At 62.5% G+C, this 18,492-nt stretch carries 18 protein-coding genes and 1 tRNA gene; 12 read left to right on the top strand and 7 right to left on the bottom strand.

Annotation, left to right across the window (positions count from 1 at the left end):
- Positions 1-228: 228 nt before the first annotated feature.
- The 4 genes from ACVC7O_RS05300 to ACVC7O_RS05285 form a co-directional block, all read right to left on the bottom strand.
- A complete protein-coding gene (locus ACVC7O_RS05300; RefSeq protein ID WP_458325045.1) occupies positions 229-2,721 on the bottom strand; it encodes a GcvT family protein in 2,493 nt (830 codons plus the stop codon).
- 208 nt (positions 2,722-2,929) lie between these two features.
- Entirely contained in the window at positions 2,930-4,327 is a 1,398-nt protein-coding gene (locus ACVC7O_RS05295) for an FAD-binding oxidoreductase (RefSeq protein ID WP_458325044.1), read from the bottom strand.
- A gap of 23 nt (positions 4,328-4,350) precedes the next feature.
- Entirely contained in the window at positions 4,351-6,132 is a 1,782-nt protein-coding gene (ggt, locus tag ACVC7O_RS05290; RefSeq protein ID WP_458325043.1) for a gamma-glutamyltransferase, read from the bottom strand.
- 26 nt (positions 6,133-6,158) lie between these two features.
- Positions 6,159-7,145, bottom strand: coding sequence for a 2-hydroxyacid dehydrogenase (locus tag ACVC7O_RS05285; protein ID WP_458325042.1), 987 nt, complete (start codon positions 7,143-7,145; stop codon positions 6,159-6,161).
- A 118-nt stretch (positions 7,146-7,263) separates the two neighbouring features.
- Between ACVC7O_RS05285 and ACVC7O_RS05280 the strand changes: the two genes are divergently transcribed.
- The 3 genes from ACVC7O_RS05280 (at position 7,264) to ACVC7O_RS05270 (ending at position 9,098) form a co-directional block, all read left to right on the top strand.
- Positions 7,264-7,767 (top strand): SH3 domain-containing protein, encoded by a 504-nt coding sequence (locus ACVC7O_RS05280; protein ID WP_458325041.1) that lies wholly within the window; start codon positions 7,264-7,266, stop codon positions 7,765-7,767.
- Between the two features lie 80 nt (positions 7,768-7,847).
- Positions 7,848-8,840, top strand: coding sequence for an NADPH:quinone reductase (locus ACVC7O_RS05275; protein ID WP_458325040.1), 993 nt, complete (start codon positions 7,848-7,850; stop codon positions 8,838-8,840).
- Positions 8,841-9,023: 183 nt separating this feature from the next.
- Positions 9,024-9,098 (top strand) — tRNA-Gln (locus ACVC7O_RS05270).
- A gap of 283 nt (positions 9,099-9,381) precedes the next feature.
- Here ACVC7O_RS05270 and ACVC7O_RS05265 read toward each other — a convergent pair.
- On the bottom strand, positions 9,382-10,140 hold the full coding sequence (locus ACVC7O_RS05265) for an FkbM family methyltransferase (RefSeq protein WP_458325039.1): 759 nt from the start codon (positions 10,138-10,140) through the stop codon (positions 9,382-9,384).
- Between the two features lie 232 nt (positions 10,141-10,372).
- Here ACVC7O_RS05265 and ACVC7O_RS05260 point away from each other — a divergent pair, with 232 nt between their 5' ends.
- A complete protein-coding gene (locus ACVC7O_RS05260) occupies positions 10,373-10,633 on the top strand; it encodes a BID domain-containing protein (protein WP_458325038.1) in 261 nt (86 codons plus the stop codon).
- Between the two features lie 170 nt (positions 10,634-10,803).
- Entirely contained in the window at positions 10,804-11,322 is a 519-nt protein-coding gene (locus tag ACVC7O_RS05255; RefSeq protein ID WP_458325037.1) for a YHYH protein, read from the top strand.
- Between the two features lie 114 nt (positions 11,323-11,436).
- On the opposite strand, the gene ACVC7O_RS05250 is transcribed toward ACVC7O_RS05255, so the two are convergent.
- Positions 11,437-12,441, bottom strand: a complete 1,005-nt coding sequence (locus ACVC7O_RS05250; protein ID WP_458325036.1) for a hypothetical protein — start codon at positions 12,439-12,441, stop codon at positions 11,437-11,439.
- 257 nt (positions 12,442-12,698) lie between these two features.
- Positions 12,699-13,343, bottom strand: coding sequence for a DUF4259 domain-containing protein (locus ACVC7O_RS05245; protein WP_458325035.1), 645 nt, complete (start codon positions 13,341-13,343; stop codon positions 12,699-12,701).
- A 342-nt stretch (positions 13,344-13,685) separates the two neighbouring features.
- Here ACVC7O_RS05245 and ACVC7O_RS05240 point away from each other — a divergent pair, with 342 nt between their 5' ends.
- Genes ACVC7O_RS05240 through ACVC7O_RS05210 form a run of 7 tightly spaced genes read left to right on the top strand, consistent with a single transcriptional unit; the run spans position 13,686 to position 18,482 of the window.
- Entirely contained in the window at positions 13,686-14,120 is a 435-nt protein-coding gene (locus ACVC7O_RS05240; RefSeq protein WP_458325034.1) for a hypothetical protein, read from the top strand.
- Entirely contained in the window at positions 14,095-14,823 is a 729-nt protein-coding gene (locus tag ACVC7O_RS05235) for a hypothetical protein (RefSeq protein ID WP_458325033.1), read from the top strand. Before ACVC7O_RS05240 ends, ACVC7O_RS05235 begins: the two co-directional genes overlap by 26 nt.
- A gap of 14 nt (positions 14,824-14,837) precedes the next feature.
- Positions 14,838-15,467, top strand: coding sequence for a hypothetical protein (locus ACVC7O_RS05230; RefSeq protein WP_458325032.1), 630 nt, complete (start codon positions 14,838-14,840; stop codon positions 15,465-15,467).
- A 3-nt stretch (positions 15,468-15,470) separates the two neighbouring features.
- Positions 15,471-15,980, top strand: coding sequence for a hypothetical protein (locus ACVC7O_RS05225; RefSeq protein WP_458325031.1), 510 nt, complete (start codon positions 15,471-15,473; stop codon positions 15,978-15,980).
- Complete coding sequence (locus ACVC7O_RS05220) at positions 15,977-16,816, top strand: class I SAM-dependent methyltransferase (protein ID WP_458325030.1); 840 nt, start codon at positions 15,977-15,979, stop codon at positions 16,814-16,816. The genes ACVC7O_RS05225 and ACVC7O_RS05220 overlap by 4 nt, the downstream gene beginning before the upstream one ends.
- Positions 16,813-17,880, top strand: coding sequence for a polyprenyl synthetase family protein (locus ACVC7O_RS05215; protein WP_458325029.1), 1,068 nt, complete (start codon positions 16,813-16,815; stop codon positions 17,878-17,880). Before ACVC7O_RS05220 ends, ACVC7O_RS05215 begins: the two co-directional genes overlap by 4 nt.
- Positions 17,881-17,891: 11 nt before the next feature.
- Positions 17,892-18,482 (top strand): hypothetical protein, encoded by a 591-nt coding sequence (locus ACVC7O_RS05210; protein ID WP_458325028.1) that lies wholly within the window; start codon positions 17,892-17,894, stop codon positions 18,480-18,482.
- Positions 18,483-18,492 lie beyond the last annotated feature (10 nt).

The following is an 18,492-nucleotide window of genomic DNA, read 5'->3' as shown; positions in this document are numbered from 1 at the left end:
TCCGCGCCGAACCCGCAGCGCGCGCACCCGTTCACCGAACGTCAACCTTTCCCGACCGCGCGCCGCCTTAACCCCGCAAATGGGTGCAAACACCGCCGTGCGCACCGACGTAATACCGACGCAACACCGACGTGATACCGACGTCACATTTGGCCTATTTCCCTGGGACATCGCCCAAAACTGGCCCGCGGGGCGCCGGGGCCCCGCCGGTGTTGCGCGAACGCCCTGTTAACCGTCCGCCCGGATGCGCGCGTTGGTCGGATCATAGGGGCTGTCCTCGACCACCTCGGCGGGCCAGAGCCGGTCGAACATCTTCACCTCCAGCTTGGTGCCCGGCACCGCCAGATCAGGGGTGACATAGCCCATCCCGATGCTCTTCTCAAAGGCCACCGAATAGCCGCCCGAGGTCAGCCGCCCCACCCGCGTCTCACCGTGGTAGAGCGCCTCGCGACCCCAGGGGTCCGCATCCTCCGGCCCGTCGATCAGCAGCGTGACGCATTTGGAGCGCACGCCCGTGGCCTCCATCCGCGCCTTGCCATGGAAGTCCTTGCCGAGGTCCACAAAGCGCGGCAGGTCCGCCTCCAGCGGCGTGGCATCCCGGCCCAACTCGGTGCCGAAGGCGCGATAGCTCTTCTCCTGCCGCAGCCAGTTCTGCGCCCGCGCCCCCACAAGCTTCATTCCGTGCTTTTCTCCAGCCTTTTCAAGCTGATCGAAGAGATAGTTCTGCATTTCGATGGGGTGGTGCAGCTCCCATCCCAGCTCGCCCGTATAGGCCACGCGGATCGCCCGCACCGGGCACATACCCAGCTCGATGTCGCGATAGCTCAGCCAGGGGAAGCGCGTGTTCGACAGCACGGTGGTGGGGTCTGCATCCTTGACGAGCTCGTTCAGCACGTCGCGCGATTTCGGCCCGGCGATGGCAAAAACGCCCCATTGCGTGGTCACGTCCTGCTCGTTGATCCGCCCAAACTCTGGCTCCTTCTCCATGATTGCCTTGTAGAGGTAATCCTGATCATAGGCATGCCAGGCCCCCGCCGACACAAGGTAGTAATCATCCTCGGCGATCCGCACGATAGTGTATTCCGTGCGCGTGGTCCCGTGAGCGGTGAGCGCATAGGTCAGGTTGATCCGCCCGACCTTGGGCAGCTTGTTGGTGGTGAACCAGTCCAGAAACGCCGTCGCCCCCGGCCCGCTGATCCGGTGCTTGGTGAAAGCCGTCGCGTCAATGAGCCCCACCCCCTCGCGGATCGCCTTGGCCTCCTCAACAGCGTATTGCCACCAGCCTCCGCGCCGGAACGAGCGCGCGTCATGGTCGCTAAACCCCTCTGGTGCATAGTAATTTGGCCGCTCCCAGCCATTGACCTGTCCGAACTGCGCACCCCGCGCGGCCTGCCGGTCATAGGCCGGAGAGGTCCGCAAGGGCCGACAGGCGGGCCGCTCTTCATCCGGGTGGTGCAGGATGTAGACGTGCTCGTAGCACTCCTCGTTCTTGCGCGCGGCATACTCCGTTGTCATCCACGGCCCATAGCGTTTGGGATCGAGCGAGGCCATGTCGATCTCCGCCTCACCCTCGACCATCATCTGCGCGAGGTAATAGCCGGTTCCGCCCGCTGCGGTGATCCCGAAGGAGAAGCCCTCGGCCAGCCACATGTTATCGAGCCCCGGTGCCGGGCCGACCAGCGGGTTGCCGTCGGGCGTGTAGCAAATGGGTCCGTTGAAGTCGTCCTTCAGCCCGCAATCCTCGCAGGATGGGATACGGTGGTTCATCGCCATGTACTGGTCCTCGATGCGCTCGAGATCGAGTTGGAAGAGATCGGCGCGGAAACTGTCCGGCACGCCGTATTCAAACCGCGCGGGCGCGTGCTTTTCATAGACCCCGAGGATCCACCCGCCGCGTTCTTCCCGCACGTAAGACTGCGCATCCGCGTCCCGGATCACAGGGTGTTCCAAGTTGCCTTCACTGCGGAAGCTCACTAGCTCAGGATCCTGATCCATAACGATAAACTGGTGCTCGACCGGGATCGCGGGGATCTTGATACCCAGCATCTGCGCGGTACGCTGCGCGTGGTTGCCGGAGGCGGTCACCACATGCTCCGCTGTGATCACGACCTGCTCGTCGGTTGGCACCAGGTTGCCACCCTTCTCGCCCATCTTCGTCGCAGTGACCTCCCAATGCGTCCCGGTCCAGTGGAACGCGTCCGCCTGCCATTTCCGCTCGATCGTCACGCCGCGCTGCCGCGCGCCCTTGGCCATCGCCATCGTCACATCCGCGGGGTTAATGTAGCCATCCGTGGTGTGATAGAGCGCACCCTTCAGGTCCTCGGTCCGGATCAGCGGCCATTTCGCCTTGATCTGATCGGGCGTCATCCACTGGTAGGGCACGCCGCAGGTCTCGGCGGTCGAGGCGTAGAGCATATACTCATCCATCCGCCCCTGCGTCTGCGCCATGCGCAGGTTGCCGACGACGGCAAAGCCCGCGTTGAGACCGGTTTCCTCCTCCAGCGTCTTGTAAAAACGGATGGAATAGTCGTGAATATGGGTCGTCGCGTAGGACATATTGAAGTACGGCAAGAGCCCCGCAGCATGCCATGTGGAGCCGGACGTGAGCTCGTCCCGCTCAAGCAGCATCACATCCTCCCAGCCCGCCTTCGCCAGATGGTACGCAATCGAGGTGCCAACAGCGCCCCCGCCGACAACAAGGGCTTTGACTTGGGTTTTCATGGCTCAGGCTCCCTCACGCAGGTGTTGCGCTAGCATTAGCGCCTCGGCGCCAGCGGGCCAAACTGCACCCGACCGGTCATGTGGGGAAAGCGACATGGCGCACGAGGTGGCCTGAAAGCCCACCTCACCTGCCGGTGGCTGACGGTTGTGCTGGCAGGTTGGGTGGGCTTTCAGGCCACCCTTGGTCGCCCGCCAGCGGTGCCCGCCTCTAGATCACCTTGCCCGGGTTCAGGATGTTCTGCGGGTCCAGCGCGACCTTGATCGCGCCCATCACCTCGGTTGCGCCGCCCAATTCCTTGACGAGATAAGGGCGTTTGCCCTGCCCAATCCCGTGTTCACCCGTGCAGGTGCCATCCATCGAGATCGCCAACTCGTTGAGCCAGCTGACGAACCCGGCGGCTTTTTCCACCTCATCCGCGTTCGACATGTCGACCAGAGGCGAGACATGGAAGTTGCCGTCCCCCGCATGGCCAACAATGGGTGCCACGAGGTCCAACTCGGCCACCCGGGCCTGCGCCGCGGTGACGCAATCCGCGAGCCGCGAGATGGGCACGCAGACATCCGTGGCGATGCCCTGCGCGCCGGGGCGATATTGCAGCATCGCCCAATAGGCGTCATGCCGCGCCTGCCAGAGCCGGCTGCGGTCCTCGGTCGTGGTCGTGGCCGCATAGCCAACGCCACCATGCTCTTCGGACAAGGCGCCGAAGATTTCCGCCTGCTCGACCACCCCGGCCTCGGTGCCGTGAAACTCGAGCAACAAGAGCGGGGTCTCCGGCAAGTCGAGCTTGGAGTAGGCATTGAGCGCCTTGACCATGACATCGTCCAGCAGCTCGATCCGCGCTACCGGCAGCCCGTATTGGATTACCGAAATCACGGTTTGGCAGGCCGCGTCCACCGACGGGAACGAACAGCTGGCCGAGCTGATCGCCTCGGGAATGCCCTGCAGCTGCAACGTGATCTCGGTGATCATGCAGAGCGTCCCTTCAGAGCCCACCAGCAAACGCGTGAGGTCGTAGCCAGCCGAGGACTTCCGCGCGCGCGTCCCGGTGCGGATCACGCGACCGTCGGCCATCACAGCTTCCACCGCCAGCACGTTGTCCTTCATCGTGCCGTAGCGCACCGCATTGGTCCCGGACGCGTTGGTCGCCGTCATCCCCCCGAGCGACGCATTGGCGCCCGGGTCAATCGGGAAGAACAGCCCCTGATCGCGCAGATGGGTGTTCAGGGCCTCGCGCGTCACCCCGGGTTGTACACGGCAATCGAGATCGCCGGGATTGACCTCCAGCACCTTGTCCATCTGGCTCAGATCGACGCACACCCCGCCTGCAGGCGCGTTGATGTGCCCCTCCAGCGAGGTGCCGGTGCCATAGGCGATGATCGGCACCTGGTGCGCGGCACAGATGCGCACGATCTCCGAGACCTCCTCGGTCGAATGCGCAAAAACAACCGCATCAGGCGGCTGGTTCTCGATCCAGGTCGTGGTGTGCCCATGCTGCTCGCGGATCGACTGGCCGGTCTGGAACCGCTCGCCGAATTGCTGTTTCAAGACGCCGAGTGCGGTCGCGATGCCCGCATCATTGCGCGGCAGGCTTGCGTGTTGCACCATGATCCCCTCCCTGGTCTCAGCCGTTATTGCCCCAGCGCGATACCTTCGCGCCGCGGATCAGCACCGCCCTGCAGGCTGTCCCCGATGGCGATGGCGTGCAACCCGGAGGTCAGCGCCCGCGCCTCGACCTCATAACCAAGGCCGGTCAGCGCCTCGGTCAGACCTTCCGCCGCCGTGCCCTCTTCCACGTCATATGTGCCGAACCGGTTCACCGCATGCGGCACCGAAACCGCCTGTTGCACGTCCATACCCCAGTCGAGATGCGCAATGATGCTTTCCGCGACATAGCCGATGATGCGGCTGCCGCCCGGGCTTCCAATGGCTAAAACCGGTGCGCCATCTCGCATGACAATGGTTGGCGCCATGGAGGACCGAGGGCGTTTGCCCGGCTCGACACGGTTCGCGATCGGCACCCCATCGGCGTGGGAGCGGAAGGAGAAATCCGTGAGCTCATTGTTCAACAGAAACCCGCGCACCATCAACCGGCTGCCAAAGCCGTTCTCGATGGTTGTGGTCATCGAAGCCACGTTGCCCGCGCTATCGACGATCACGAAATGCGAGGTCGAGGGCAGCTCGATGGAAGCGTCATCGGCCCAGTTGAGCGCGTGATCAAAGGCGGGCGATCCGGGCGCCACTTCGGGCAGCGCGTCGTCGCCCGACAGCAGCTGCGCCCGTTCCGCCAGATAGCTTGTATCGACCAGCCCCTCGGTGGGTACGGGCACAAAATCACTGTCGGCCATATAGCGGCCCCGGTCCGCGAACGCGAGGCGTGAGGCATCCCCGATCAGACGGCGCACCTCGGTATCCATCGGACCGGCGGACAGGTCATAGCTCTCCAACATCACCAGGATCTGCCCTACGGTCAGCGCCCCTGACGAGGGCGGCCCCATCCCACAGACATCATGGGCACGGTAGGTCACGCAGACCGGCGCGCGCTCTTTCACCCGGTAGATGCTGAGATCAACGGTCGAGAGCACGCCCGGGTTGCCCTCGGCGCCGCGCACCGTTGCAACGATATCCCGCGCGATTTCACCGGTGTAAAAGGCGCGGGCGCCGTCCTCGGCCATGGCCCGCAGGGTCGCCGCGTAGTCCGGGTTTTTCAGCACATCACCCGCTGCGAGTGGGGTACCGCCAGGCATGAAATACTCAGCCGTGGTCTCAAAGCGCCCAAGCCGGTCCATGTCACCCGCGATCAGACCTGCCAGCCGGGGCGATACCGCAAATCCCTCCTCTGCGAGCGTCGCAGCTGGGGCGAGCAAATCGGCCCACTCCAGCGCGCCCCAGCGCAAGTGCACCTCCTCCATCAACGCCGGTGTGCCGGGCGTGCCAACAGACAGCCCACCGACAACCGCGTCATAGAACCCCAATGGCTCGCCAGCACCGTCCTGAAAAAGCCGCGGCGTTGCGGCCAAAGGTGCGGTCTCACGACCGTCGAGCGTGGTCAGCGTCCCGCTGCCGGCGTCATAGTAGACAAGGAAGGCGCCACCCCCGAGGCCGGAGGATTGCGGCTCCACCAGCCCCAGCATCGCCTGCACGGCCACCAAAGCATCCGCGGCTGTCCCACCTTGCGCGAGCACATCCGCCCCGGCCTTCACAGCCCAGGGGTTCGCGGCCGCGACCATCCAGGTGTCAGATGTGACCGGCGTCCCCGCAAACTTGGCCTCGAGCGCCGCTGCCACTTCTGGCGAGATCGCCTCGAACGCGCCCTGTGTGGCTGCCTCGGGCTGCACGGCGTCGGCGGCCTGCTGGGCGGCCACACCTGTTGCAAGGAACAGGGCTGCGCCCGTCATCCATAGCTGTCGCATCGTCTCTCCACTCCTCTCGCCCGGGTTCACAGCATCGAGGGCACCACCTGATCTGGCGGTCGGTGCCCATCGTCGAAGGTCTTGATATTGATGATAACTTTCTCGCCCATCTCGATCCGGCCCTCGCGCGTGGCCGAGCCCATATGCGGCAACAGCACCACATTGCCGAGTTGCCGCAGGCGTGGGTTCACATGGGTGCCACGTTCGTAGACATCGAGGCCCGCTCCGGCAATCTCGCCCGCGCGCAACAGCCGTGTCAGCGCCGCCTCATCCACGACCTCGCCGCGGGATGTGTTCACGATCACCGCCTCGGGCTTCATCAGCTTCAGCCGCCGGGCGTTCATCAGGTGGAAGGTCGAGGGCGTCGCCGGGCAATTGATCGAGATCACGTCCATCCGCGCAACCATCTGGTCCAGGCTCTCCCAATAGGTCGCCTCCAGCGCCTGTTCCACCTCGGGGCGAAGCCGGCGCCGATTATGGTAATGCACCTGCATCCCGAAGGCTGCCGCGCGCCGCGCCACCGCCTGGCCAATGCGTCCCATGCCCAGAATACCCAGCCGCCGCCCTGCGACGCGCCCGCCAAGGTAAGCCGTGGGCGCCCAGCCGTCCCACTCTCCAGCCTGCATGACGCTGAGCCCTTCGGGAATCCGGCGCAGGACCGCCAGCAACAGCGCCATGGTCATATCCGCCGTATCATCGGTCAGGACACCGGGCGTGTTCGAGACCAGCACGCCTCGCTGCCGCGCGGTGGCGACATCGATGTGATCGACTCCGGCCCCATAATTGGCGATGAGCTTCAGGCGTTCACCCGCCTGGCTGATCAGCGCGGAATCGATCTCGTCCGTGACTGTGGGGACCAGCACATCCGCCCCTTTCATCGCCTCGGCGAGGTCCGCCCGGCTCATCGGCGTGTCATCGTCGCGCAGCTTGACGTCAAAAAGCTCTGACAGCCGCGTCTCGACCTCCTCCGGCAACCGTCGCGTGACGACAACACTCAACCTTTGCTTCGTCATTTTGCACCTCCCCGGACTTGGCGCAGCACGCCCTTTCGTGGCATGGTGGCCGAGATGACGACGGGGCACAAGAACCTCGCGTTCTCAATCGGGTAAATTGCGAATAACAGGCAGTGTCATGACGAAATTCCTTCTTGGGGCCCTCGCCGCGGCGATCTCATTGCTTTTGAGCGCCCCGGCCCCGGTGGCGCGTGACACCGGCCCGGTGACGAATCTGCCCCTGCCCCGTTTCGTCTCGATGAAGGCCTCCGAAGGCAACGTCCGGCGCGGCCCTTCGCTCACCCATCGGATCGACTGGGTGTTCAAGCACCGCGACATGCCGCTGCAGATCACCGCCGAGCACGGCCACTGGCGCCGCGTAGAAGACCGCGAAGGGCAAGGTGGCTGGATTCACTATTCGTTGTTGTCTGGCGTGCGCACCGTGATCGTCGAACAGAACATGCTGTCGCTGCGCATGCGGCCCGATCCGGAAGCCCCTGTGACAGCGGCGCTGGAGAGCGGCGTGATCGCCCGGCTGGGCAAATGCGGACCGGAGTGGTGTCAACTGCGATCTGGCGGCTACCGCGGCTGGGCACCAAAGGCACGGCTCTGGGGTGTCGCACCGGACGAGATCCGCGACTGAGCCCACACGCCCGGCAGCGGATTGCAGGCCCGCCCCAAACCCCTATGGTTGGCACGGATAGTCAATCGAGGAGGATCACCATGCGGGCTGTCGGCTATCGGACCTTTGGCGCAGCGTCAGATGTGCTTTCGATCCTTGATCTTGATACACCTGATCCTGCTGCGGGCGAAGTCTGTGTCGAGCTCGCCTTCTCCGGCGTGAACCCGTCGGATGTTAAGGCCCGCGCCGGCAGCCGGCCTGGGGTGACCAAGCCTCCCTTCCCGCTCATCGTGCCACACAGCGACGGATCCGGCGTGATCGCTGCGGTGGGCCCCGGCGTTGATCCAGCGCTGATCGGCAAGCGCGTGTGGATCTGGAATGGCCAATGGCAGCGCGCCTTTGGTACCGCGGCTACGCATATCATCCTGCCCGCCGAGCAGGCCGTCCCTCTGCCCGATGGCGTCGATCTGGAAACCGGCGCGGTGCTTGGCATCCCCGGCCTGACCGCCTCGCATGTAGTCTTTGGCGGTGGTGACGTGGCGGGGCAGACGCTGCTGATCCATGGCGGGGCGGGAACCGTCGGCCACCTTGCTGTCCAGCTTGCCAAATGGGGCGGCGCGCGTGTGATCGCCACCGCCCGCGGCGCGGGTGTCACGCGCTGCACCGAGGCCGGGGCTGACGTGGTGCTCAACTACAGCGCCCCAGACCTTGCCGATCAGATATTGGCCAGTACCGGCGGCGACCTGATCCCGCGTATCATAGACGTCGAATTTGGCCAGAACATCGAAACAAACACATCCGTGATCGCGCCCAATGGCACCATTGCGGCCTATGGCTCCGCGCTGAACATGACCCCGGCGCTCCCCTTCTATCCGCTGCTATTCAAGGCGGTGACAATCGACATCGCGCTGATCTACCTACTGCCCCCAACGGAGCGTCACTTGGCAATCACGAAGCTTCACTCGGCACTGGCTGAAGGGACCTTACGCTGCCCGGTGCAGTCCGTGTTCCCGCTTTCGGAGACAGCATCCGCGCATCAAACAGTTGAACTCGGGCAGCGCAGTGGGGCGATCCTGATTGACGTTCGTGCCTAAATAGGCCGTTCGATGCTTCACCTTACGTGGCGCTCTGACTGGACGCGCACTGTATATCCGTTGGTTGAAAATTAACCAACAAAGGTCTATTTTTGATGAGGGCAAGACAGGGCGCACCGCGCGGATTTTTTCGAAATCAGGTCTTGCACGCGGGCGTCCATCAGCTTATTCAGCGCCCGTTGTTGGGATGTAGCCAAGTGGTAAGGCAACTGTTTTTGGTACAGTGTACCGTAGGTTCGAATCCTACCATCCCAGCCACACCCTTCATGTGTGTCGTCCGGTATTAAACCCAACTTGTCCGGCGAGAGATGCAACTTTTGTCGGGTAAGAACGCGACTGTCACCACTTTTGATGAGTTTTAGGACCGCTGCCTTACTCGGACGGCGCGTTTTTGCGTTTCCCAAAACTACCCTCGATAAGTCAGGCCTGCGCTGCCTGGACTCGGGACTCAGGGCGGGAAGCTGCCATTCGCTGCAGCGGCCAAAGGCAGACCACTTCACCGGGGAGGATCGGACGTCGTATCAACTGACGCTGCTTTGAGCTAAGCGGCTAGTGGATCCTCAATGACCTTTGTGAAAAATATATCGGAGCCCAAGTTACAAACGGAAACATAACCAGACTTGGCCAGAAAAGTGGCAATGTCTCCATACTCCTTCGTGTTTACTCTCGCCTCAACACCGACCACTCCGAATGTATATCGACTAAAGTCAATTCCTTTTATCACTTCAAGCTCGTGACCTTCGACGTCAATATCAAGGTAGTCGATATGATGTGGCGCACCAGCTTCATCGAGGATCTCGGTTAGTGGCCTTGCTTCGACTTTGATGATCTTGTGTTTCTGCGACTTTAGAACATCAGGATCGCGAAAACTGCTTACCAAACCGGAATGTCCGAAAGGCTCCTCCAACATTTCTACAAAATCAAGGCTTCCGTGATCTGACGAGGCTGCAACATTAAAACTTTGCGCAGCTCTGTGTTGGCAACAAAGAGAAAACAGTTCTGGATGAGGTTCCAGTAGAATTCCGGACCAACCCAGCTTCTCAAGTGCGAGAGTATTGGAAATTGAAACACCATCTTTTGCGCCAACATCTACAAAAAAGCCTGACTTACCGCGCATAAGGAAACTACCAACGAAGAACGCCTGTCCAAATTGACTTCCCCATGCCGGGAAGCCGAGCATCCTTGATGTTCGATCCGTTGGATTACTGCGTATGCCCGCCTTCAGTCTCGCTCGCGCACCTTTCGGGAGCATTCTTCTCGCAAGTCGTTTCAGACGAACATTGTCTGTCAATTCACTCAACCACATTCCGAAAGTCACTCCAGATAGCGCTCATGACTTATTCGGCGTTAGCAGAGCAATCCGATGGTGACAATAGCAGTCCTGTTTGCCCATCGGTTGCTCATGAGCTGATGCTGTTTAAGCTGTCGCCCCGGAAGTATCCAGAGCGCGCGAATGGTTGATCGCTCCGATGGTTGAGGCGGATCGTGACGCAGCGAAGTTGGCGCGTGACCGTGCCTTGGTCTCGCCAAAGATGGCAGAGGCCGAGCGCGGCCTGCCGGCGGCAGCTGGCAAGGTGTTACGAAACCCCGGCGCCGCGATGGCGATGTTCCGTCAGCTGCTCGAAGAACCGCTCGATGCGGCGGACCGCATGGCCAGGCGAGTTCTCAAAGATCCCGAGAGCGTTGCCGCATTGCGAGTAGGCACCGGTTTGATGGCAGGACGTGCGGCTCGGGAGGATCGAGCGGCGGCGCATTTGCGACTATCGCGGGATGTTCGAAGTGATGGAAGCTGAAGAGCGCAGAGCGGAGTGCGAGCGCCGTAAGCGGCTTGGTGTTGGTGTCTCGGCCCTTTCGCAAGAGGCGTCGTCCTTGCTCCCGCGGCCCGATGGTGCGGCGCGAAAGGGCGAAAAGGCTGTCGCGGCGGTTATCGATCACCCACAGGGCGCGGATCTCGGGCATCACGGTGACCGGAATCCCACTGCGACCGGGCACGGCGGAATACTATGACCCGTCCTCCGAGCGCGGCTATTCGCGCGACCGGTCTTCCGGATGGAATGTGGAAGGTATGGGCGGCCTGATCATGGACGGGCAGAACGCGCATGTGGACGGCCAGGGCATGTACCACTATCACGGCATTCCTTCTGCGGTGACGGAGGCGCTTGACGGGACGCTCTTTGGTTATGCGGCGGACGGGTTCGAAATCCACTATGTGGGCGACGCGGTGCAATCGTCCTGGCAGTTGAAAAGCGGCGTGCGCCCGTCTGGTCCGGGTGGCGCCTATGACGGCACCTACGTGCAGGATTACGAATTTGTTGCGGGGTCGGGCACTCTGGATGAATGCAACGGCGCCATGATCGACGGGCAATACGTCTATTTTGCGACAGATACCTACCCGTTTTTCCCGCGCTGTTTCAAAGGCACGGTGTCGGGCGATTTCATCGGTGGAGGCGGGGGGCGGCCCCCGCGGGGTGGCGGCGGCTGATCTGGAACACGCCGGATGTGACGACGCTGCCGTTTGACGATTGCCCCGAATGGCAGGCAGGTCGTGCGGAGCATTATGAGGTCTCCGGGGCTGCGTGACCGCCACTCAGGCGCGTCAGTATCCCAGATAGAACCGATAGTAGAGGACCAGGAGTGTGGTCATTGGCCAGGAGGCGAGGATCAGCAGCCGGTTGGTGCGCGCCGCGTTCACCGAGGCGATCATCGGGACATAGAAGAAGTAGTAGCGCGAGCTCTGGAAGGCGTGGGTGAGCGAGGTGAAGAACATCACCGTGAGGAAGCCTGCGCGGAATTCGGGTTGGCGCAGTGCCTCGACATAGAAGCGCAATGAGAAGAGCTGCCACCCGAAGGTCGCGAAGAGCAGAAACGCGGTATAGATCAAGCCGAACATAAAGTCGAGCGGGGGTTGGGCCGAGAGCACCATAGACGATGCAAAGACCACCAGCGTCTCTAAATGGCTGAATTCGGGGTTTATGACGTTGCGGGTCCAGTTGTAGACGCTCAACTGGGGGAAGATTGGAAAGAGCAGCTCGATATTGGCGTCCATCACCACGATGAGTGCCACGGCCGCGAACACGAAGATGGTATGTGGCTGGAAGAGCCGAAACACCAGCACGCCAAGCCGGAAGAATAAGAGGACGATGCCGTTGTTCTCACCGAGCCCGAGTGCCAGGCTCAGGATCGCGAGGAGCACGAGAAGTTCCTTTTTCCAGCCCAACCGTGTGGAGATCAGGGCGAAGGGAAAGAAGATGAATTCCAGCTTGATTTTCGTGGCGAGATAGGCGGAGGCGGGCAGGGCGAGATACGTGATGAGGACGCGCTGGTCGATCAGCCTCAGCATCGCGAGGATGACCACGAGGGCTGCCGTGCAGAGCGCCATCAACACGCGGAGGATAATCTGGTTGTCGGGGCCAAAGAAGGGTTCATCCGGAGACAGCAGCGCATTGAAATCGTCCCATGCGCTGGCGACGTCGCCGTATCCCAGAATGTCGGGATGAAAGAAGGCGATGCAGAGGATGACGTTGCCGACGAAGATGATCGAGGCTTCGACCAGTTGGCGGTGCGTGGCTGCTTTGGCGGCGGGGGAGGCGGCGTCGGTCATCGGCACGCCTGTGGATGGGACGGTGGCGCGGGCGCGCGCGTGTCAGGGTTGGGGGGCGTGCGACGGGGCCTCAGATCCACCGGTATGGCCGATACGCCGCGAAGGGCGTTAATCGGGTTGAATCGTTGGGGCGATGTCATCACAGAATACAAACTCGTCAGTCTCTGGCCTGCTTAGCATGGGATGATCTGTCGGTCACCCTTGTGGGCGGCACCGGCGGACGATGAGGGTGGGTGACTGAGCGCGGGTGTTGCGGGCTAGACGTCGTAGCCCATGTCGCGCAACAGCTGTTGCCGGGTCACCGGCGTTGGGGCGCCATCGGCTGTCCAGTAGGGCCCGGGCGCGTTGATCTTGTCCTGAAGACAGGTTCGATGTGGATAGGTCGCGCAGGTGCCCAGCCCGTCTTCGGTGTGCTCGAAATAGATGCCATCGCGTTCGATCACCATGCCGTAGCAGATGTAGCAGTAGCCGAGGAAGTCATCGGGGAGTTCTGGCTGTGCAGCTTTCGGAGGCGGGGCATAGGGTGCGGATGGTGTGAGCCGAATCACCAGGTCGTCCAGGATGGCGTGCCACTCGTCTGCGTCTTCCTTGGCCCAAAGCTCTGCCAGTTCGGATGATTGTCTGACGCGCTGGACGAGGGATTTTGCCAGCTCCAGCAGGTTTTCTGGCGCCTCGCCGAGCTCGAGCCCATGCAGGTCTGGCGCATCTGAGGGCGCGCGCCCGATGCTGATGGCGAGCAGATCGCAGGCAGCGAGGGCGGTTGCGGCGTCATCGGCCTCCAGCGCGCCCGTTGCCGATCCAAGCCTATTCAATGTGGCTTCAAGATCAGAGACGCTTTTGAGGCCCGACACAAAGTCCAAGGCGGTGTCATTTCCGAAATTGCCTGCGCTCCAGGTGCCCATTGCCTGTCCCTTCAGTGGCGTGACCGCACATCGCTTTACAGGGCGGTGATGGCATTTTCATGGCCGCAGCGTCCTCGGTTCCAGGAGCGCGACCCGAGCGAAGACACCGGGACCAGAGCAAGCGATTTGTAAGGATGGTTATGGTAAATTATGACCCAAGCCGGGTCTCGTGAGACGTTGGTCCAATCGACTTGAGGCAGCCTGCGCATCGGCAGTTGGTCCAGCCATCCGCATGCAGCGCGGCAGTCTCTAACAGCCAATTTTGCGCGGGACTTCGCAGAATCTCAAATATCTGTTAACCTTACGTCAACCTCTCAGCCCGACCTGAAGAAGGAGACTGCCATGGGCGTGGATGTACCTGACGATTTCGACATCGATCTAAACCTCAGCGGCGGCACCACCATTGACGGCGATTTGTCGATGGACACCAACCTTCGGATCCGGGAACTGCCGACCATCGAATTGCGGGTGCGCGAACTGCCCGAAATCAAGATTGGCGTGACCGAACTGCCGAAGGTGCAGCTGGGCGTCGACCCGATTGATTTCTCGCTGCGGATCAAGGAAATCCCCGCGATCCGGGCGCATCTGCCCGCGAATTTCAAGGTGGGGCTCTCGCTGCTTGGCAACGAGTTGCTGGCCATCAACCTCTGTGGCGAGGCGCAGGTGATCACCGAAGACTATGTGCCGAACCCCTGCGAGATTTGCGGCCCGCCCGGCAACGCGCGCGAGATCGCAGGCAATGTGAGCCGCATTGAACTCATCGAAGACGATGGCTGAGCTGGCGCAAGGCATCACCCTGCGCAAGGGGCGCGGCCTGGGTGAGTTTGAGATTGCCGGGCCGCAATCCGGCGTGCTGAAGCTGGGCGGCGCGTTGAAGAAAGAAATGGGCGCGGAGCTGCGTGCGCGGTTGGTGCCGCGCAAGGGCCAAACGCGGATTGCGACGCGGATCGGCCCGTCTGCCCCGCCGGGGACACATAAGGCGACACTGGTCACGGAAGACGGCGAATACCCGGTCACGGTGGATGTGCCGGTGAAGGAAAAGCTGCGGCTCTCACCGCGGTCGATCAGCCTGAGCGGACGGCCGGGCGACCGGGTCAAGGCGCAGCTGACCGTGGTGAACCGTGGGAACGTGGCGCTGCCGGTGCCGAGCGGCGGTGTGGGCGGCCTCTTTGCCTCGGATGGTTTGGCGGGCGCGTTTTCGGCAGCCTATACCTCGGACGCGGAGGCGCCGCTGGAGGTGTTTGGCGAGTTCATTCTGGGGCTGCGCCGGTCTTACCTGGGGCTGATGCGGCTGAAGCTGACCTCGAAAGAGAAGGGCGACCTGCCGCCGGGCGCCAGCCGCGCACTGGCTGCGGAGTTTGCACTGCCCGAACCGCTCAACGCTGCGACGCAGCTGGGTGCCGGGCGACGCTTTCACACGACAATTGTCATGGCCCATTTGCGCCTCGTGGCCCGATTGACCCTGAGCGCTCCGAAATAGAAAGGGGACAGCCGATGAAGAAGAGCAAGATCACCACGCGGGACATACGCGACAGTATGGACACCATGTCGGACGTGATGGTGCGGCAGATTGACCTGACCGGTGAGTTGGTTGACACCCTTGCGGGTACGGCGCAGCGGTTCCTGTCGTCGCTCTCGGCGGGACAGTCCTCGAACTGCTGTGACATCCCCGAGCCCTGCTGGATGCCGAAGGATCTGGGCGAGGTGCATTGCCAGCTCTGCGTGGGCAGCACCGGAATTGTCGAGATCCGGATCACGAACACCGATTTCCGCCCGCGCAAATTCACGCTGGCCGCGGCGGGCCCCGATGCGGGGCGGGTGAAGCTGACGCCCAACAGCTTCACGCTGGGGCCCAAGGAACGGCGGACGGTACGTGCGGAGTTTGACACCAAGCTGGATGACGGGGTGCATTGCGCCGAATTCGAAGCGCTGATCTGGGTGGTGGGCTGCAACAGCCATTACCTGCGCTGGACCATTGAGGTCGGCAAGACCGAGCGGGCGTGCTGTCATCACGTGGAGGTCTTCGACCAGCCGGATTACGAGCATCATTGGTATGATCATTTCTATTGCGTGCGGCCTTGCTATGGGCGGTCGGTGCGTCCGGGGACAGGGATCAAAGGGTGACCCATGTCGAACTCACAGATGAAAGACCTTTTCAGCCAGGCCATGCGCCTGAACATGAAGTATTATTCCGGATTATTTGACGTCACGAAGGATTACCTAGGCGCGCTGCGGACGCTGGCCGAGCAAGGGCTCGAGACGGATGTGGCGCGGCCTGTTCCGCCGACGGCACCACCGGCGGTGCCCGCGATCCAGCCGCTGATCCTCGCCGCGCCCGCGGGCAAGGAGGCGGTGGCGAGCTTTGCGGTGACCAACAACACCGGGCAGGAGGTCGCGGCGGATCCGGAGGTCTCGGAGAACCTGAAGGCGGCGGGCGTCGTGGCTGAACCGGCGGGCCGGATGGTCGCGCATGGGGAGGACGTGGTTTTCACCCTGAAGGGCAAGCCCACGTCTAAGATGAAGCTGGATCAGGACATCCATGGCAGCGTGAGCGTGCGGCCCTTTGGCGACCGTGAAATCCCGGTGGTGCTGCGGCGGTTGAAGGCGCCAGCCAAGTCGAAAGCGAAGACCGCATGAGCGCGCCGGGCGGCATCATGGCCGAGGGCGTGCTGGTGCAGGCGATGCATCTCTATTCCGCGCTGGTGATGAAGCCCTATGAACAGGGCCGCAACGCGGGGCTGATCGAGCGGACGACGCTGGGCACCCTGCCCCAACCCTTGGATCGCAACGGGTTGGGCCCGCATTTTTCGAAGACCTATCCCAAGCCGGTGTTGCTGGGCCGCGCGACAGAGAATGACGCGCTGGTCTCGGAGTTTGATCGGATGGGCGAGATTTACGATGCCTATGTGCGGCCCTTTTCGACCCCGATCATGAATGCCGCTGTCGAGGAGCTGTCGGCCTGGATCAAGCCGGACTTCCGGCTGCTCGATGCGGGATGCGGCGCGGGGCGCGAGCTCTGTCGGTTGTCGCAGATGGTGCCAGACGGTGAAGCAGTCGGCATTGATCTGGCGGCGGGGATGGTGAATGCGGCCTATGCCTCGGCGCGCGCCAAGGCCTTCGATCATACGGCATTTTTCCAATCGGATGTGGGTGATCTTCCCGAGGTGTTCACCGATGGGTTCGATCTGGTCTACTCCTGCCTTGCGCATCACCACTACCCCGACCCGCCTGCCGCAACGCGCGAAATCTTCCGTGCCCTGCGGCCGGGCGGCTACTACACGGTAATCGACGCAGGGCCGGAATGGTTCGTGAAACGGTCCTCTGGCCTGGCGCTCTGGGCCGATCCGGGCTGGATCGGGTTCCACACGCCGGAGCAGTTCATGGCGCTTTTCGAGGCTGCGGGGTTCGAGAACACCGGCTGGATTGACCTCGTGCCGGGCTTTGGCATCGCCTGCGCGCAGAAGCCCCTTTGAACGAGCTAGCCTACGACCGGGCCCTCATCGAGCAAGCCCTCAAGACCGCACGGACCCGGACCGAAAAGGCGATGACCCGCTTTTTCGATGCGCGGCGCGAGACGGGGATGGATGTGCTCTACGATCAGATCAGCGACTATCCGTTCCGCGTGGGCAAAGGTCTGCGGCCCGCGCTGGTCTATGCCGCCTGCCAGGGCATGGGCGGCACCGAAGCGCAGGCGGAGAACACCGCGACGGCCATTGAGCTCTTTCACAACGGCGCACTGGTGCATGACGACATCGAGGATATCTCGGATTTCCGACGCGGCGATGAGACGCTCTTTCGTCGCCACGGGGTGCCGATTGCGATCAACACCGGGGATGCGACCTTCGTCTTCTGCCTCTCGCTGCTGCTCGACAACGTTGAACAACTGGGCGTGCGCAAGGCGATGCGGATTCTCAAGGATTTCGAACGGCTCAGCCGCGAGTCCGTTGAAGGGCAGGCCATTGAACTGGACTGGATCCATAACGCGCGCTTTGATCTCGACAGCGAAGATTACCTGCGCATGGCGTATAAAAAGACCTGTTGGTACACGATGATCGCGCCCTTGCGGCTTGGCGTCGTGGCTGGGTCTGGCCCGTCGATGGTGGCCGATCTGGAAGACGCGCTGATCGACGTGATGGAACTGGGGTATCTCGCGGGCATCGGCTTTCAGGTGCAGGATGACCTGCTGAACCTCACCGCGGATGAGGTGCTCTATGGCAAGGAGATCAGCGGCGATCTCTACGAAGGCAAGCGCACGATCATGTTGCTGCATTTCTTGCGCACCGCGCCCAAGCGCCAACGCGCGCGTGCGATCAAGCTGCTGACCCAGCCCCGCGCCGAGAAGGAGCCGGACGAGGTGCGCTGGCTTCTGCAGGCGATGCATGAGGCGGGCTCCATCGATCATGGACGGGAACTGGCGCAGGATTTCATCACCCGCGCGCTCACCTTCGAAGCGGAGGGGCTGCGCTTCATGGCCGAGACCCGTCACCGTCAATTCCTGCGCGAAGTGCTGAAATACGTGATTGCAAGACTGAAGTAAGAGGGACCGACATGCCACATGACCACGACCACGGGAGCACGCCTTCGAGCCCGTTTGAGGAGCTGATGAAGTTGCAAAGCGCGTTTCAACAGAGCCTGAGCCAGGCGACGATGCAGTATCTGCGGCAGTTGCAGGGTATCGTTGGCCCGGTCACGCCCGGCACCGTGGTGCAGCAGGTGGAGGGCGCGGGTGTCACGCTCAAACTGCGCCCGGGCGGACAGGCGAAGGCCAGCGTGAATGTGGAGAACCGCCAGCGCGTACATTCCATGGTGACGCCGATGATCACGCCGCTTGTTTCGGATACCGGGGCCACGTGGTTTGCGCAGACGGCCTTCACACCGCCAACGGCGCTGCTCGCCACGGATGAGGTGCTGGAGTTCGCGCTGGTGCTGGAGGCACCGAAGGACATGCCCGTCGGCGTCTATCGCGGGGCGGTGCTGATCTATGGCTGCAGCGATGGGGTGGTGCCGCTGGAGGTGACGGTGGCCAAACAGGCGGCGGCCAAGCGCAAAGCCGCGCCGGCTGCTGCCAAAGCCAAGACAGCCGCAAAGAAAGCACCTGCGCGCAAGCCTGCTGCCCGCAAAGCCACCAAAGCGTCCTGAGGAGTACGAC

Source organism: Roseobacter cerffii, from assembly GCF_054226325.1.
Note: the sequence above shows the minus strand (reverse complement) of the source record. Positions and strands in the feature narration are given on the sequence as shown.